18 protein-coding genes, 1 riboswitch and 1 other annotated feature are annotated in these 15,901 nt (G+C 40.1%); of the genes, 7 read left to right on the top strand and 11 right to left on the bottom strand.

Going from position 1 to position 15,901, the window contains the following annotated elements:
* The first annotated feature begins 134 nt into the window (after positions 1-134).
* On the top strand, positions 135-1,112 hold the full coding sequence (locus MKY65_RS05305) for a rhodanese-related sulfurtransferase (RefSeq protein WP_339182985.1): 978 nt from the start codon (positions 135-137) through the stop codon (positions 1,110-1,112).
* Between the two features lie 48 nt (positions 1,113-1,160).
* On the opposite strand, the gene MKY65_RS05300 is transcribed toward MKY65_RS05305, so the two are convergent.
* On the bottom strand, positions 1,161-1,850 hold the full coding sequence (locus tag MKY65_RS05300) for a hypothetical protein (RefSeq protein WP_339182983.1): 690 nt from the start codon (positions 1,848-1,850) through the stop codon (positions 1,161-1,163).
* A gap of 84 nt (positions 1,851-1,934) precedes the next feature.
* On the opposite strand from MKY65_RS05300, the gene MKY65_RS05295 reads away from it, so the two are divergent.
* Positions 1,935-2,414, top strand: coding sequence for a glutathione peroxidase (locus MKY65_RS05295; protein ID WP_339182982.1), 480 nt, complete (start codon positions 1,935-1,937; stop codon positions 2,412-2,414).
* A 49-nt stretch (positions 2,415-2,463) separates the two neighbouring features.
* Here the strand turns inward: MKY65_RS05295 and MKY65_RS05290 are convergent, their stop codons facing one another.
* The 4 genes from MKY65_RS05290 to MKY65_RS05275 all read right to left on the bottom strand — a co-directional run bounded on the left by MKY65_RS05290 (position 2,464) and on the right by MKY65_RS05275 (position 6,789).
* A complete protein-coding gene (locus tag MKY65_RS05290; protein WP_339182980.1) occupies positions 2,464-3,639 on the bottom strand; it encodes a M20 family metallopeptidase in 1,176 nt (391 codons plus the stop codon).
* Between the two features lie 160 nt (positions 3,640-3,799).
* The gene (gene proS, locus MKY65_RS05285) at positions 3,800-5,236 is read right to left on the bottom strand and encodes a proline--tRNA ligase (protein ID WP_339182978.1); all 1,437 of its coding nucleotides are present in this window, start codon (positions 5,234-5,236) and stop codon (positions 3,800-3,802) included.
* Between the two features lie 76 nt (positions 5,237-5,312).
* Positions 5,313-5,568 (bottom strand) — a binding site (T-box leader).
* 71 nt (positions 5,569-5,639) lie between these two features.
* On the bottom strand, positions 5,640-6,122 hold the full coding sequence (locus MKY65_RS05280) for a DUF456 domain-containing protein (protein WP_339182976.1): 483 nt from the start codon (positions 6,120-6,122) through the stop codon (positions 5,640-5,642).
* A 46-nt stretch (positions 6,123-6,168) separates the two neighbouring features.
* Positions 6,169-6,789, bottom strand: a complete 621-nt coding sequence (locus MKY65_RS05275; RefSeq protein WP_339182975.1) for a glycerol-3-phosphate acyltransferase — start codon at positions 6,787-6,789, stop codon at positions 6,169-6,171.
* A 168-nt stretch (positions 6,790-6,957) separates the two neighbouring features.
* Between MKY65_RS05275 and MKY65_RS05270 the strand changes: the two genes are divergently transcribed.
* Positions 6,958-7,515 carry a M15 family metallopeptidase gene (locus MKY65_RS05270; RefSeq protein WP_339182973.1) on the top strand — a complete coding sequence of 186 codons (558 nt, stop codon included), beginning with the start codon at positions 6,958-6,960 and terminating at the stop codon, positions 7,513-7,515.
* Between the two features lie 91 nt (positions 7,516-7,606).
* Here the strand turns inward: MKY65_RS05270 and MKY65_RS05265 are convergent, their stop codons facing one another.
* The 3 genes from MKY65_RS05265 to ytzI form a co-directional block, all read right to left on the bottom strand.
* A complete protein-coding gene (locus tag MKY65_RS05265) occupies positions 7,607-7,915 on the bottom strand; it encodes a hypothetical protein (RefSeq protein WP_339182971.1) in 309 nt (102 codons plus the stop codon).
* Between the two features lie 142 nt (positions 7,916-8,057).
* Entirely contained in the window at positions 8,058-9,383 is a 1,326-nt protein-coding gene (locus MKY65_RS05260) for a right-handed parallel beta-helix repeat-containing protein (protein WP_339182969.1), read from the bottom strand.
* 19 nt (positions 9,384-9,402) lie between these two features.
* Entirely contained in the window at positions 9,403-9,582 is a 180-nt protein-coding gene (gene ytzI / locus MKY65_RS05255; protein ID WP_339182967.1) for a YtzI protein, read from the bottom strand.
* A 345-nt stretch (positions 9,583-9,927) separates the two neighbouring features.
* Between ytzI and ehuB the strand changes: the two genes are divergently transcribed.
* The 4 genes from ehuB to ehuA all read left to right on the top strand — a co-directional run bounded on the left by ehuB (position 9,928) and on the right by ehuA (position 13,075).
* Positions 9,928-10,791 (top strand): ectoine/hydroxyectoine ABC transporter substrate-binding protein EhuB, encoded by an 864-nt coding sequence (ehuB, locus tag MKY65_RS05250; protein ID WP_339182965.1) that lies wholly within the window; start codon positions 9,928-9,930, stop codon positions 10,789-10,791.
* A 123-nt stretch (positions 10,792-10,914) separates the two neighbouring features.
* Entirely contained in the window at positions 10,915-11,592 is a 678-nt protein-coding gene (locus MKY65_RS05245; RefSeq protein WP_339182964.1) for an amino acid ABC transporter permease, read from the top strand.
* Positions 11,592-12,305, top strand: coding sequence for an ectoine/hydroxyectoine ABC transporter permease subunit EhuD (gene ehuD, locus MKY65_RS05240; RefSeq protein ID WP_339182963.1), 714 nt, complete (start codon positions 11,592-11,594; stop codon positions 12,303-12,305). Before MKY65_RS05245 ends, ehuD begins: the two co-directional genes overlap by 1 nt.
* Positions 12,305-13,075, top strand: coding sequence for an ectoine/hydroxyectoine ABC transporter ATP-binding protein EhuA (gene ehuA, locus MKY65_RS05235; RefSeq protein WP_339182961.1), 771 nt, complete (start codon positions 12,305-12,307; stop codon positions 13,073-13,075). The genes ehuD and ehuA overlap by 1 nt, the downstream gene beginning before the upstream one ends.
* 468 nt (positions 13,076-13,543) lie before the next feature.
* Here ehuA and MKY65_RS05230 read toward each other — a convergent pair whose 3' ends face one another.
* From MKY65_RS05230 to murB, 3 genes are all read right to left on the bottom strand, one after another.
* Entirely contained in the window at positions 13,544-14,179 is a 636-nt protein-coding gene (locus MKY65_RS05230; protein ID WP_256705767.1) for a queuosine precursor transporter, read from the bottom strand.
* Between the two features lie 46 nt (positions 14,180-14,225).
* Positions 14,226-14,723, bottom strand: coding sequence for a preQ(1) synthase (queF, locus tag MKY65_RS05225; RefSeq protein ID WP_339182958.1), 498 nt, complete (start codon positions 14,721-14,723; stop codon positions 14,226-14,228).
* 103 nt (positions 14,724-14,826) lie between these two features.
* Positions 14,827-14,873, bottom strand: a riboswitch (PreQ1 riboswitch).
* 104 nt (positions 14,874-14,977) lie between these two features.
* A complete protein-coding gene (gene murB, locus MKY65_RS05220) occupies positions 14,978-15,901 on the bottom strand; it encodes a UDP-N-acetylmuramate dehydrogenase (protein WP_339182956.1) in 924 nt (307 codons plus the stop codon).

Raw genomic sequence — 15,901 nt, 5'->3', positions numbered from 1 at the left:
GGGGCGCGTTTGTCTTATGGACTGGAATCAGGCAATAAAACATGCTAAAATAAAGAATTGCAAGACGAAAAATGAATAAACGAAACCAGACTCATTTGTATCTTGCAAATATAAATGAACAGGTGGTAAACCAAATGGAAACAAATCAAGAATATCGCGTTTTACTTTATTACAATTATGTGCATATTGAGGATCCGGAAGCATTTGCGGCTGAGCATCTTAAATATTGCAACGAGCTTGGGCTAAAAGGACGTATTTTAGTAGCTGAAGAAGGCATTAACGGAACTGTTTCAGGGACAGTGGAGCAGACAAATGCCTATATGGAGCATATGCATGCAGATTCTCGCTTTGAAGATATGACATTCAAAGTAGATGCTCATGATAAGCATGCTTTCAAAAAAATGCATGTCCGTCCCAGAAACGAATTAGTTACACTGCGTTTAGAAGATGATATTAACCCGTTAGAAACAACCGGAAAATATTTGGAACCGAAAGAATTCTATGAAGCATTAAAGGACGAAGATACCATCGTATTGGATGCCCGCAATGATTATGAATATGATTTGGGACATTTCCGCGGCGCAATCCGTCCAGATATCAAGACATTCCGTGAACTGCCGGAGTGGGTACAAGAAAACAAAGAAATGCTTGAAGATAAAAAAATCGTAACGTACTGCACAGGCGGTATTCGCTGTGAGAAATTCAGCGGCTGGCTGAAGGATGAAGGCTTTGATGATGTAGGTCAATTACATGGCGGCATTGTTACTTACGGAAAGGATCCGGAAGTTCAAGGCGAGTTATGGGATGGACAGCTGTATGTATTTGACGAGCGTATCAGCGTTCCTGTTAATCAAAAAGAACATGTCATCATTGGCAAGGATTACTTTGACGGAGAGCCTTGTGAGCGTTATGTAAACTGCGCAAACCCAGAATGTAACCGGCAAATGCTTGCTTCTGAGGAGAATGAACATAAATATTTACGCGGATGCACGCATGAATGCCGTGTGACGCAACGTAATCTTTATGTGAAAGAACATGATTTATCCACAGAAGAAGTGAAAGCCCGCTTAGCAGCTATTGGGGAAACACTTCCAGAAACAACAACGGTTTAATCATATAGATACGAAAACAGGCTGGAGAATTTAGATTCTCCAGCCTGTTTATTTCTGATAAGTAATCGTCCATTCCTCATCTGACTTTTTCATCTCTACCCCAATATAGCCTTCTTCGATCAGCTTCTCTTGCCCGTCAATATCGTTCATATTTATCTCCATTTGATTTTCCGCCCTGATTTCATTTAATTTTAAATCATTGCAATAAACATAGCGCAGCTTTCCGCCATACTTCTCTTTTACTTTATAAATGCGCATCCCCAGTGCAAATTTATCCTTCATACTTGGAATATTTCCGGGAGCTACTGTAGCTAAGACATAGCGGAATAGCGACGTATCTAATTGCTCCATAATGAATCTGCCCATTTTGGTTTGTAAATGATTGCCCCGGTAATCGGGATGTACATTGGAAATCTCCGAGTAGATGATTTCTGCAAAATGCTCTTCTGATAAGCCGATATCGCCTCCTAGCCCTTCTTCATCAGCGGCTGGATTCAGAAAAGCCCGGAAAGCAATCAGCCTGTCTTGATGAAAGATACCGACCATTAACGGTTCTCCCTCTAATATCGTACGAAATTCACTTTCGTCCAGGGTCTCCAGTCTTTTTTTATCCTCTAAAGCTTCATAAACAGTCGTTTGCAATTCTAAAATATCGGGTAAATCTGTAGTAGTGAGATAACGTAAATAAGCATTTTTTTCATCCGTCTTTAATGGAATATCTTTTATTTTTTTAGTCACAAATAAACGCCCTTTCTTGCTATAATACAATTGGAATTATTTTTAATGCATGTACATCTTATCATTTTTTCGAGGTGAAGTAATATGACAACTATCTATGATTTTTCAGCAAAAACAATGGAAGGCGAGGAGAAATCACTGTCAGATTATGAAGGGAAAGTACTGCTTATCGTAAATACTGCAAGCAAATGCGGCTTCACCCCTCAGTTTGAAGGCTTACAAAGACTGTATGAAAAGTATAAAGATCAGAATTTTGAGGTACTTGGTTTTCCATGTAATCAATTTGGCCATCAAGATCCGGGAGCAGACGAAGAAATTAACCAATTTTGCCAGCTGAACTACGGGGTGACATTTCAAATGTTTTCCAAAGTCGACGTAAAAGGAAAAAATGCGCATCCGCTTTTTGATTTTTTAACGACCGAGCAAAAAGGGATATTAGGCGAACAGATCAAATGGAATTTTACGAAATTCCTCGTTGATACGGATGGAAAAGTTGCAAAACGATTTGGTCCACAAAAAAATCCGGATACGATGGAAAAGGATATTGAAGCACTTCTTCATTAGAAAAACAGCGGAGGAAGACGTTATCTTCCTCCGCTGTTTTTCTATCTAATTAAACCAAAGCCTGCGCTTTATTTTTATTAAATTCTTCTTTCATTGCTTTCAAAGCTTCTTCATTTGTCAATAAATCATAGCCTGTTTTTGCTAGAGAGAGCGCTCCTTCGTACAAAGCCAAGTGCCCGTCTTCTGTAATCGTCTGGACAGCAAATTCTTTCGTATGCCCGATCAACCCTTCTTTGTTTAAGCCGATATAAGGATGGATTGCCGGAACGACCTGGCTCACATTTCCCATATCAATGGAGCCATAGCTTTCCTTTGAACCGTGCACAGGTAGTCTGCTTGTTTCTTTTAAATTTGCTGTAAATAGATCGGATAACACTTTATTTGTTGTCATATCATCGTAGCTTAATTCATAATTGGATATCTCTAATGTTGCTCCTGTCATGGAAGCGGCGCCTTCAGCAATATTTTTCACCTTTTCCACAACCTCATTCAGGTAAGAGCGATCCGCTGCCCGGACATAGAATTGAGCAACTGCTTTATCAGGCACCACATTGGCAGCCTCTCCTCCTTCAGGAATGACGCCATGAATACGGACATCTGATTTCACATGCTGTCTTAATGCGTTAATGCCATTAAATAATTGCAGTACACTATCTAATGCATTAATTCCTTCTTCCGGAGCAGCTGCAGCATGTGCGGTTTTTCCATGATATTCAAACTGAATCGCATCCATTGCCAAGGAATCTCCGCTCTCCTGCGAAACATCACTGGGATGCAAAATCATCGCAGCATCTATCCCTTCAAATACACCCTGCTCACTCATCGGCACTTTTGCTCCGTTTGTCTCTTCAGCAGGTGTGCCAAATACATGAACGGTCCCGCCAATTTCATCAATCAGCTTGCTTAATACCACGCCTGCTCCGACACTCATGGTTCCAATTAAATTATGTCCACAGCCATGTCCAATACCTGGAAGGGCATCATACTCTGCTAAGTATGCAATCTGAGGACCAGGCTTTCCGCTTGAATAGGTCGCTTTAAAAGCAGTGTCACGGCCAACAATCCCTTTTTCTACGTCAAATTGATGAGCTGTTAAATAATCTGTTAACCGCTTCATTGATTCAAATTCCTGGTCTCCCAGCTCTGGATGATTAAAAATTGTATCGCTTAAATCTGTTAAATCATGGATCACTTTATCTAATTCATTTTTTAAATTTGATTTCATTATTATTCCCTCACTCAATGTATATATATAAATCAACATGTATATTTATAACATATTTATGCAGGCTTATACAAGGTACAAAACAAAAAATATATATTCAGATAATTATTCATCAGAAAAAACAGACTGAGATATACACTCAATCTGTTTTCTCGTTTCATTAATATGCTCTGGCCCAGTAAACTAATTCTTTTGCTTCTTTTCCACAGCATACACATGTTTCCGATACGCTTTCCGGTTCAAATGGGATACAGCGGGACGTAGCGGATGTTTCTTCTTTAATCTTTTCTTCACAGGCAACGTCTCCACACCACATTGCTTTGACGAATCCGCCTTTTTCAATTTCTGTTTTGAATTCATCCATGTCTGTTGCCGTATGAGTCATCTCTACCCGGCGCTCTAAAGCACGACTATAAAGATTAGCCTGTACTTCATCCAGTAATGCAGGAAGGAGCTCTTCTACATCTGCTAAAGCAACAAACTCTTTTTCCCCTGTATCACGGCGGACAAGAACAACCTGTTCTTTTTCAATATCCTTTGGCCCCATTTCGATACGGACCGGGATACCTTTCATTTCATATTCATTAAATTTCCAGCCCGGCATTTTATCACTGCCGTCAATGTCCACGCGGGCAATACCAGCCAATTGGTCGCGTAACGCATAAGCTTTATCGAGAACCCCTTCTTTATGCTGCGCGATCGGTACAATCATTGCCTGTGTCGGCGCAATCTTTGGAGGTACTACTAATCCGCGGTTGTCTCCGTGTACCATGATCAATGCTCCCATTATGCGGGTGGATAAGCCCCAGGAAGTTTGATGCACAAATTGGCTTTCGCCGTTTTCATCCAGGTACGTAATGTCAAATGCTTCTGCAAATCCGGAACCAAAATGATGAGAAGTACCGGATTGCAAGGCTTTCCCATCATGCATCAACGCTTCAATCGTTAATGTGAACTCAGCGCCCGCGAATTTCTCTTTGTCTGTTTTCTTTCCTTTTAGAACAGGAATTGCTAGATATTCTTCCACCAGCTTGGCATAAATTTCAAGCATCCGATTTGTTTCTTCGGTCGCATCTTCATCTGTCGCATGCGCCGTGTGGCCTTCCTGCCAATGAAATTCAGAAGAACGCAGGAACGGGCGTGTTGTTTTTTCCCAGCGAACCACATTAGACCATTGATTATACAGCTTTGGCAAATCACGATAAGAATGAATGTTGTTCGAGTAATAGTCACAGAAAAGCACCTCAGAGGTTGGACGCACGGCGATACGTTCTGTCAGTTCTTCATCTCCGCCATGGGTCACCCAGGCAACCTCGGGAGCAAACCCTTCTACATGATCCTTCTCTTTTTGCAGTAAACTCTCAGGAATAAAAAGCGGGAAGGCCACATTGGTGTGCCCTGTTGCTTTAAACATACGATCTAATTCATCTTTGATGTTTTCCCAAATTGCATAGCCATAAGGCTTGATAATCATTGTACCGCGCACCTGACCGTAGTCCACAAGCTCCGCCTGCTTGACAACGTCTGTATACCACTGTGCGAAATCATCCTCCATCGCTGTAATTTTTTCTACAAATTGCTTATTCTTCTTACCCAAAAGTAAGCACCTCTTTCTTATTTTGCTCTTCTATTATTTGAAAATCCAATGTAAACGCAAAAAATCCTCCATCCAAAAAAGGGACCGAGGTTTAGTGGTGGTACCACCCTTGTTTATATATAAGCAGTGTTCTATTATTTTATAGACACATCCAGCTTATATACACACTTTATTGGATAACGGTCCAAAACCGCGCCAATTTCAAAGCCTCAGCTCCTTATATGGCGAACTCGGGAGGCAGGTTCCCTTGCCTGTCTAAGAAAAAGTCTCAGCACTCTTTTTCTCTCTGTGTTAGACATTCACAACGTACTATTCTCCGTCCACATTTCAACTATGCTTTTAATATATAGTTCTCACTGATGAAAGTCAAGAAGCTGACGATTTTTTCATATATGTTGTCCAGTTAAAACCAAATTGCAATGAAGAACCAGACAATCATTATCAGCTGCAATACTACTTTCGCAACTGATCCGCCTAAAAACCCTAAAAAAGAACCAATCGATGCGCGAATTGCTTCTTTTGCTGTCCTGCGCTGCATCATTTCAATAGCAAGAACCGTCAAAAATGGCACATAAATAATTCCAAATGGCGGTGTAATAAATGATCCGACAATAACAGCAACCGCAGCTCCTCTTTCACCTGCCTTACTCCCGCCAAATTTTTTCACAAAATAGCTGTTGGCGATAATATCCGCTACAAAAAGAATAACTGTGATAACTATCATTCCTGTCCAAAACCACCAGGTAAGGGAATCACTGTTTATAAAGAAATAATAGACTAAAAATCCGCCCCAAATCGCGATAACTGATGGAATCATTGGGAAAATAATTCCTAGAAAGCTTGCGATAAATAATAAAATAATGATAATCCATAATAAAATATCCAATACGTGCACGCCCCTTCAAAAAAACTTCCTTTTTAAATCTTTCTCTTTAAGCACTCTTTTTAAACATACTGGATAGCCTGGTCTCTTCTTTTAATAGAATCCGGCGATAATTTTCCATATGTTTGTATATACATAACAGTGTTAAAAAGATCACTACCAGCGCAGGTCCATTCCCAAAGAAATAATAGGTTGTAATTAAAAAGGAAAGATACATAAACAGCACACCAATAACAAGATAGTCCGTTGCAAAGGTAAAGAATAATAAGATAGCAATTCCAATTAATGCAACCCGCCAATCAATGGCAATTAGTGCGCCTACTAACGAGGCCGTGCCCTTCCCGCCGCTGAATTTCATCGTAATTGGATAATTATGACCGATGATAACACATAAAGCCGTCAAATAAATAGATAGTGAAATTCTCTCAGCCGACATTCCCGCTTCATTTAAAATAAAGAGAACAAGCAAAATAGCAAGTGTCGCTTTAAAAATATCGATAAGCGCTACAACAATCCCATATTTCCAGCCTAGCAGAATCGTTGTATTCGATGCTCCGGCATTCTTTACACCTTCCCCCTTAATATCCCGCTTCTTTATCTTGCCAACAATTTGCGATCCATGAATACAGCCAAAAATATAGCCAATCAAACAGCTGATGAGGTAATACATTGTTTTCCCTCCATTTCTGTCAGGTTTATCTCATTATATGTCTAGATCAGCGAAGAAATCAATTTGCAAAACTGCCAGATTTCGCTAACTGTTCAACCCTTCATCAGAAGCTTGTACATGTTATGATATGACTAGAGAGATTCTTTTTAAAGGAGCCCGAAATATCGAATGAAAGCTATAAAGCATTTTACGCTTTCTTGGATTGCCATTATTCTTTTTATAGGTTTGCTGTTCTGGCTTTACGAGCAGACAACCCCTTCTTATGAAAGAGTGGATGGAGAAGAAACGGTATCAGAACTTCATCCTGATGTCCAAGAAGCGGTGGATACGTTAATCGATCGTGCGGATGATATAGATATAGAGGTTGTTATTACGGATGGCCTGCGTACAGAGGAAGAGCAGGAAACACTGTACGCCAGAGGCAGAGAAAATGAAGAAGATATTGTTACCCATGCCAGAGCCGGGGAAAGCTATCATAATTATGGACTGGCTGTCGATTATGCGATTCGTAATCATGATGGAGAGGTTATTTGGGATATCCATTACGACGGGAATAATAATGGAGAGTCTGACTGGTTTGAAGTTGCAGACATTGCAAAGGATTTAGGCTTTGAATGGGGCGGAGACTTTAATAGCTTTACAGATTACCCGCATCTGCAAATGACATTTGGCTTGAGCATTTCTGAGCTGCAGCAGGGGTACCGTCCTCCTGTTGAAGGGGAATAAGATGGTCTGATTTATTATATTCAAATATATTTTACAAAAAGAAATGCAGGCAGAAAAAACTTCTGTCTGCATTTCTTTTTATCATCTTATTTTAAAACAGACGAAGTTCCTCGATTTCGCTCTTGGTTTTATCGGTTCCTAAATCATACAATTTGCGGTAGAGGGCAATCAAATCTCCCTCGTAATTATCACGCTTCACATCGACAGGCTGCTCATCAAAAGGTTTTCCTACAAATTTAACGGCATCCTTTGCATTTTTTTCTTTTCTTGCAAACAGAACTTCCACTTCTTTTACCTCTTCCGGTGTCGCATATATTTCATACTCAATTCCGTTTTCAGGAAGCGAAACCTCTCGGATTTCCTCCGTATCTACTGTTACATAGTATTTCTTTCGTGCCATCTTTAGAAACCTCCTTTCTAAAAATATTACCTATTTTGGGAGGTCTAAAACTTCTCTATTGGATTAGGAAAAAATATGACTTGGATTGCCGTCTGTTTTTCACAGCAGGAGATGCCCTTTTAAACAGACAATACAGCCCGCTTTATTCCCCAATATATTGCGAGGCTTCCTCCCCGGAAGCCTCTTTAAATGCAGAAAAAGAACGATATTCTTCATCCTTCCAAATCCAGATGCCTTCTTCTTCTGGTTCTCTATAATAAATATTTTCAATCAGACGATTATCTCTATTTTCCCGAAAGAAATTCGCAATAAAAATGCGCGATGGGCCGGCAGTGAATTTATTTTCCTTTATTTCATTATCATGTACATTATACTGCACCAGAAGCTGGCCGCCGTCTAAGTCTTTCGTATCGTTTTGATACAGGGTATTCTTCGTAATCAGCGTATTGCGGGTGCCGCCTCTATCTTCATCATAGCCGCCAATAGCAATTCCAGTGTAATCGTTATTTGAAATCAGATTATCTGTAATTTGTATACCTTCAGCATATTTCCCGGTGTGTTCTGAGGCAGCTTCAATACCTATATCATTCTCATATAATTCATTTTTCTCAATCAGGATATCCTTTCCGCCATCTACATAAATAGCCGCTGCACTATACTCGCCATTGTACGCCGGATTTGCAAAAGAGGAAATATGATGGACCGTATTATTTTGTACCGTCCCATTACGGACATAATCCGCAGCGGGATTAGCGGCAACCCCTTCATAGCCGATCAGGTCAATGCCAATATTATCACTGTACTGAACTCTATTTCCATCTACCGTAAACCCGTCAATATCTCCATTTAATACAATTGATTCACTGGTCCCCAGCTTTAGATCCTCAACGATATTATGGACGATATTTATATCCTTCATCGAGTCCGTACCATATACCGCAATCCCGTGTCCGTTCCCTTCCTCATGCCATGTTTTTATTCCTTTGACAGTATTATCCTTCACTGTAATATGGCTGCTGGAACCAGTGATAAAAATTCCCATTACTGTTTCATCCATTATATCTGTTGTTACATTTTTGATAGTTAATCCTTCTATGTGTATGTAATTCTTATCTTCTAGAACAACAAGTGCACGATTCCCATCAGCCGCTTTCAGATTCTCGCCATCCAAAATAACTTCTCCTCCATCATACGCTTGAAAGGTGATCGGCTGATGCTGCGTGCCGCTGTACTGGACAACCAGCGGCTCCTTGTATATCCCTTCCTGAATATATACAGTAGTGCCAGCCTCCGCTTCTGAGCTGGCTTTAGCAATAGTCTGAAAGGGAGACTCCAATGTACCTTCATTTTGATCGTTTCCATCCATTGCTACATAAATTACTTGGTTTGTAGAATACAGCGAATAGATAGCAAATAAAACACCAGCAGCTGCACATGCTGCAATCATAAATAATCCCATTCTCTTCATGGCTTTCTCCTAGATAACCTTATTTCTTTTCTTCTTTCTGATTCTCCTCATTGCTGTCACTATTCTTCTCTTCTTCACCAGGAAGCGGATCTATTTTATGCTTATAGCCATACCCTTTTGATAATGTAACCAAGGATAAAATAATAACCATCGCTACCACAATGACTGAAACAGCAATTACTGCGATATAGGGCCCCATAATATACCTCCATCATCTCTTCTTATCTTCTATCCTATTAAACTATGCATGCCTTTTCAATTAATTTCTATTTTCGTTTTTAGAAAATGAAGTTTTTTAGTTATACAGAGAATATGAAACTATACCACCGTATATGTTGGTATCTGAAAGTTATTTACCATTCATCCCGTAAAACGGTAAATAAACCATATTTTTGCTAAAATATCCGGTTTGAGAATCTCCCTCTTTCTCTGTAACATATTTGTTAACTCATGTTGATTTCATGTAACATTCTTTCTTCAAAGAATAGCGGCATTGTTAATCAACATTTTTTATTATCTATTATTTTTGAGGGGGAGCATTTAGTTGAGGAATAAAATAATACTTATTGGATTGATTTTAATTCTAGCATTTCTAGCTGCTTGCGGCGGTTCAGATAATAGTCTGGAAAGCATTCAAGACTCCGGCACTGTCGAAGTCGGTTTCGCCAATGAATCACCTTACGCTTATGAAGAAGACGGTGAATTAAAAGGTGCGGCAGTTGATATTGCTACAGCGGTTTTTGCTGAACTTGGAGTCGATAATGTAGAAGGTAAATTATCCGATTTTGGTGAACTGATTCCAGGAGTACAAGCAGGACAGTTTGATGTTGTTACTGCTGGTATGGCTATCAATCCGGAACGTTGTGAAAATGCGCTTTTCGGTGAGCCGGAAATGGTATACGGAGAAGGGCTTGTTGTCGAAGCCGGCAATCCGTTATCCATTGAAAGTTATGAAGATATTGCAGATAACCCGGATGTGACCGTAGTTGTTATGGAAGGTGCCACAGAAATTGAATTTTTAAAATCAGAAGGTGTAGATGACGATCAAATTATTACTGCTTCTGATATTCCTGCGACCTTTTCAGCTATTCAAGCTGGACGCGCTGATGCAACAACTGGTACAGAAATGACTGTTCGCGAAGCATTTGAATCCGCTGATACAGAGGATTTAGAGATTGTTGAAAATTTCGAACAGCCGGAAAATATTGACGGTGTACCAAGTTATGGGGCTGCTGCCTTCAGTCTTGAAAACGAAGAGCTTCGTGATGCCTATAACGAAAAACTAGAAGAATTAAAAGAAGATGGAACTGTTGCTGAATTACTAGAACAAAATGGATTCCATCCAGAAAGTAATTTTGTTGAAGCTGGTTCTGTAACAGCAGAGCAAGTTTGTCAAGGTGAATATTAATCTTGTAAGCTTATGAAACATATATTTTTCAGACTCCATAGGGCGGTTCCTTCACGCAAGGAGCGCCCTATCTTTCTTTTTAATAGAAAATAAGACATTCCATTCATTTTACACATAACGATTATGAAGGAGGTACTTGCTATTAGTGCTATATTCGAAATCGCCCCGCAATTATGGCGTGGTGTTCAAATAACTGTATCTATTTTAATTGCTTCTGCATTGTTTGCATATGCTATGTCATTTATAGCAGGACTTTGCCGGCTGTCCAATAATTTTCTATTACGAAAACTGACCGGATTTTATGTAGAGGTATTTCGCGGGACGTCCTTGATAGTTCAGCTATTCTGGCTGTACTATGCTGTACCGATGCTATTTGGGATTAATCTGGGTTCGAATTGGTGGATTGGTGTCATTGCCATCGGTTTAAACTACGGCGCATATCTTTCAGAAGTTGTCCGCAGCTCCATTCTATCTGTATCTCAAGGACAGTATGAAGCAGCAACTGCGTTAAATATGTCTTCTTTTCAAAGGATGCGCCTGATTATTTTCCCACAGGCAATACGTATGATGCTCCCTGAATTCGGTAATTATACCATTCAAATTTTAAAAGGAACCTCTCTTGTCTCTTTAATTGGCTTAACAGATATTTTATATTATGGAGATGTGATGCGAAGCACCAGCTTATCTTTATCACCATTGATTTATCTAACTGTGCTTGTATTCTATTTCATTTTAGCCCTTCCATTAATTTTCCTTACCAGAAAGGCTGAAAAAATTGCTAAAAAGGGGGTAGCTAGCTGATGAATTTGAATTATTGGAGCTGGGATACATTTTTTGATGCGTTACCAGTGGTATTACAAGGACTTGGAATTACGATTGGACTGACGATAGCCAGCTATCTCTTTGCCTTGATTTTTGGTTTTTTGTGGACATTCTTACGCCGTATCCCAAATCGTTTTATTCATTTTATTGTCACCTGGACCATGGAATTTATACGTTCTACGCCTCCACTCGTTCAATTGTTTTTTATCTATTATGCTTTGCCGGTAATACCTTATATTGGCATATCGCTCCACCCATTCGCTTGTGCCGTTTTGGGACTTGGTATACACTTTAGTACGTATATCGGTGAAATTTATCGATCCGGAATTGAAAGTGTGGATAAAGGACAATGGGAGGCTTCCACTGCACTGAATATTTCTACATGGGATAAATGGCGAAAGATTATTCTGCCACAAGCTATCCCGCCCACCATTCCGATGCTTGGAAATTACTTTATCATTATGTTTAAAGAGGTTCCGCTGGCATCCACCATCGGGGTAGCTGGTATTATGCTGCTCGCCAGATCATACGGTGCGGAAAACTGGTCCTATCTTGAGCCATTGACCATTGTAGGAATCATTTTCTTAGTACTAAGCTATCCTTCTGCAGTGCTGATTAAAAAGTTAGAGAATCGTTTCAACAGAAGGTTCCATAAAAATCAAATGATAAAAGATAAAGGAGTAATGCAATAATGGCAGAACCAATCGTTACTTATCAAGATGTTCATAAATCCTTTGGAAATGTGGAGGTATTGAAGGGGATTGATTTAGATATATATCCAGCTGAAAAAGTCGCTGTCATTGGTCCAAGCGGATCAGGGAAAACAACAATTATCCGGATGCTGATGACATTAGAGCAGCCAACATCTGGAGACATTATCGTAGACGGCCGCAATCTGTGGAAAATGGAGAAGAACGGAAAGTGGATGCATGCGAATGAAAGTCATCTGCGCTCTATTCGCGGTGAGATTGGAATGGTATTTCAGCATTTCAACCTGTTTCCGCATATGACTATTTTAGAAAATTGTATGACAGCACCTATTCATGTGAAAAACGAAGAAAAAAGTGATGTAAAAAAACGCTCGATAGAAATGCTGGAGCGTGTAGGACTCGGGAGTAAGCTGGATAATTACCCCAGCCAGCTTTCAGGCGGACAAAAGCAGCGGGTAGCTATGGCCCGCGCCCTTGTGATGCGCCCTAAAATCATGTTATTTGATGAGGTTACCTCTGCGCTTGACCCGGAGCTGGTCGGAGAGGTGCTAAATGTCATTCGTGACATTGCAGAAAATGATGATATGGCAATGATCCTGGTTACGCACGAGATGGATTTTGCTCTGGACATAGCGGATAAGGTACTGTTTTTAGATGAAGGAATTATTGCAGAACAAGGAACGGCCAGCGAGGTTATCGAGCATTCAGAAAATCCTCGTGTACAATCGTTCTTGCAGCGTTTTAGAGGATGAGCGAATTTTTATATACTCCCCGGTCAGGTTTTATTTTTGAGCCGGGGTTTTATTTTATATGTACATTCTATAAATAGTCGTTTCTCTCTGCTATCTGTCTAGTTAAAAATGATGCAGATGAACCGCCTTTATATTCAAAACATAACGTTTTGCTTCTGTCTGCGCCTGCCGGCTTGCCAATCGCTAAGTCTTCTTTTCACCCTCGGGGCATAAGTGCGACTTTAGCTCTGTCTGCGCCTGCCGGCTTGCCAATCGCTAAGTCTTCTTTAAAGGAGATGAGATTGGGGACCACGGAAAGCGGAGTGTATTTCTGGGGCCTAAAATTACTCACCCCATGAAACCCGTTGGAGCGGCTATATTCAGCATTTTTTATATGCTTTCCTATTCTTGAACCTAAAAAAACCAGCCGTCTGGCTGGTTTCTTGGTATGATAGGTTATTCAAAGTGATAGGGCATCAGCTGATCTTCTCAAGAAGCTTCTAACAACTCCGCTTTGTTTTTCACCTCATATTTACGTATGCACCGTACAAGAAGATAAACAAATGGCGTATCAATTATTGCCACCATCACCTTCCATATGTACTGCGATACAATCATCCCGATTAAAACACCTGTTGGAACAATCCCCCAAAATGCAATCGTAATAAATAGAACGGTATCAAAAAGCTGACTGGTCATCGTTGATAAGCTATTACGTAACCACAGCTTCTTTCTTCCATGCCGGTGCTTTAAGCGGTGAAAGATAGATACTCCTAAATGCTGACTGACAAAATAAGAAACTAAACTAGCTAAAATAACGCGAAAGCTTCCGTTAAAAATCGTTTCAAAAGCAGCCTGTTCCTGAAAACCTGCTGCTGGCGGAAGGTGTATGGCAATAAAAATAAAAATCATTGCAATAATTTGTGTGAAAAATCCTGCTTGTATCGTTTTGCGGGCAGCTTTTTTTCCATAAACCTCGCCAACCACATCCATTATCATATACGTAATCACATAAACAATCGCTGCAGCCGGCAATACAAAACTTCCCATTTGAAACAATTTGACCGACAAGACATTCGACAATAATAATAAGCCAACAAAGATGGCGTTAAAATAAATATACATTCTCCTGTTCCCTTCTCTTCAAAGGTGCAAGGATCTTAGTTTCCCTCTATCGATTATCGATGGTTTCCGGATACATATCGTGCTGCATTAACCGGTTTTCTGCCATCTTTTCAAATTTAGTTCCGATTTTTCCATAATTGCAATACGGGTCGATGGAAATCCCCCCACGCGGTGTAAATTTCCCTCTTACTTCAATATAACGCGGATCCATCAGCTCAATTAAATCATTCATGATAATATTGATACAGTCCTCATGGAAATCACCATGATTCCGGAAGCTGAACAAATATAATTTTAAAGACTTACTCTCTACCATTTTGATATTTGGAATATAGCTGATATAGACGGTTCCAAAATCCGGCTGATTCGTTATCGGACAAAGCGTTGTAAATTCCGGACAGTTTAATTTTACAAAATAATCACGATTTGGATGCTGATTATCAAATGTTTCTAAAATCTCAGGTGTATAATCAAATGCATATTTCGTTTCTTTATTCCCTAGCAATTCAATTCCTTGAAGTTCTCTTTCATTTCTTCCTGTCATACTCGTCAGCTCCTTTGATTTTCTGTTTCCTCGCAGTTGAAAACTTCTTTGCACAAACTAAAAAAAGCCGTGCTCCCAAAGAACACGGCTTGATAATCGCAGGTTGTCCTTAGTTTTTTATAGAGGGTTGAAGCTAAGAACCTCTGCCTGAAGTTTAAAATAACACTTCATATTATAAGAATAGATCACAGGCATGTCAAATTTTCTTTTTATCCCAGCCGTCCTCTGTCACAGCCAGAATCTGGGCTATGAGACTATCCTTCCACATCCTCACCAATAATCCGCACTTCCCGCTCTAACTGCACATCAAATTTCTCTTTCACCGTTGCTTGAACAAATTGAATTAATGAAATATATTCGGATGCTGTAGCGTTTTGTTTATTTACAATAAAACCGGCATGCTTTGTAGAAACTTCCGCTCCGCCAATTTGCTTTCCTTGAAGATTACAGTCTTGAATCAGCTTGCCGGCAAAAAAACCGGGCGGACGTTTGAACACACTGCCGCAAGACGGGTACTCGAGCGGCTGTTTGGATTCTCTTTTATATGTAAGATCATCCATCATTTCTTTAATTTCTTCTTTGCTCCCGGGCTTTAATGCGAATGTTGCTTCCAATACAATATAACCATTGTCCGGAATATTACTTGTGCGATAGCTGAGGTCTAATTGCTCTGCTGTTAATGTCAGCAGTTCGCCGTCCTTTGTCGCAACTACCGTGCTTTCCAGCGCATCTTTAATTTCTCCGCCATATGCACCTGCATTCATATACAACGCTCCGCCGACAGAACCTGGGATGCCACAGGCAAACTCCAACCCGGCAAGCTCTTCATTTAAAGCAAAACGGGAAGCATCAATAATTCTTGCTCCGCTCTGAGAGATAACTTTATCTCCTTCTCTCCAAATAGCAGACAGCTGCTGCAGGTTCATAACGATCCCGCGGATTCCGCCATCCTTCACAATCAGATTAGAACCATTTCCAAGCATTGTAAACGGTACATTTTCCTGATTAGCAAAGCGGATAATCGCCTGCACTTCTTCATAAGTCGACGGGGTAATATAAAAATCCGCTTCCCCGCCTAATTTCGTATACGTATGTTCTCTAATCGGCTCGTTCACCAATACATTCTCTTTATTGGTATGTTGAATTAATTGATCATAAAGATGATGGTATTTATTCAT

This window comes from Oceanobacillus sp. FSL W7-1293, from assembly GCF_037969815.1.
Lineage (GTDB): Bacteria > Bacillota > Bacilli > Bacillales > Amphibacillaceae > Oceanobacillus > Oceanobacillus oncorhynchi.
This window is presented reverse-complemented; position numbering and strand designations above follow the sequence as displayed.

Excerpts from the sequence above, each read along its gene's own strand:
- MKY65_RS05305 (WP_339182985.1), top strand. The coding sequence starts at position 135 with ATGGAAACAAATCAAGAATATCGCGTTTTACTTTATTACAATTATGTG.
- MKY65_RS05295 (WP_339182982.1), top strand. The coding sequence starts at position 1,935 with ATGACAACTATCTATGATTTTTCAGCAAAAACAATGGAAGGCGAGGAG.
- MKY65_RS05290 (WP_339182980.1), bottom strand. The coding sequence starts at position 3,639 with ATGAAATCAAATTTAAAAAATGAATTAGATAAAGTGATCCATGATTTA.
- MKY65_RS05275 (WP_339182975.1), bottom strand. The coding sequence starts at position 6,789 with ATGTATTACCTCATCAGCTGTTTGATTGGCTATATTTTTGGCTGTATT.
- MKY65_RS05270 (WP_339182973.1), top strand. The coding sequence starts at position 6,958 with ATGAAAGCTATAAAGCATTTTACGCTTTCTTGGATTGCCATTATTCTT.
- MKY65_RS05265 (WP_339182971.1), bottom strand. The coding sequence starts at position 7,915 with ATGGCACGAAAGAAATACTATGTAACAGTAGATACGGAGGAAATCCGA.
- MKY65_RS05260 (WP_339182969.1), bottom strand. The coding sequence starts at position 9,383 with ATGAAGAGAATGGGATTATTTATGATTGCAGCATGTGCAGCTGCTGGT.
- ytzI (WP_339182967.1), bottom strand. The coding sequence starts at position 9,582 with ATGGGGCCCTATATCGCAGTAATTGCTGTTTCAGTCATTGTGGTAGCG.
- MKY65_RS05245 (WP_339182964.1), top strand. The coding sequence starts at position 10,915 with ATGAAGGAGGTACTTGCTATTAGTGCTATATTCGAAATCGCCCCGCAA.
- ehuD (WP_339182963.1), top strand. The coding sequence starts at position 11,592 with ATGAATTTGAATTATTGGAGCTGGGATACATTTTTTGATGCGTTACCA.
- ehuA (WP_339182961.1), top strand. The coding sequence starts at position 12,305 with ATGGCAGAACCAATCGTTACTTATCAAGATGTTCATAAATCCTTTGGA.
- MKY65_RS05230 (WP_256705767.1), bottom strand. The coding sequence starts at position 14,179 with ATGTATATTTATTTTAACGCCATCTTTGTTGGCTTATTATTATTGTCG.
- queF (WP_339182958.1), bottom strand. The coding sequence starts at position 14,723 with ATGACAGGAAGAAATGAAAGAGAACTTCAAGGAATTGAATTGCTAGGG.
- murB (WP_339182956.1), bottom strand. The coding sequence starts at position 15,901 with ATGAATAAATACCATCATCTTTATGATCAATTAATTCAACATACCAAT.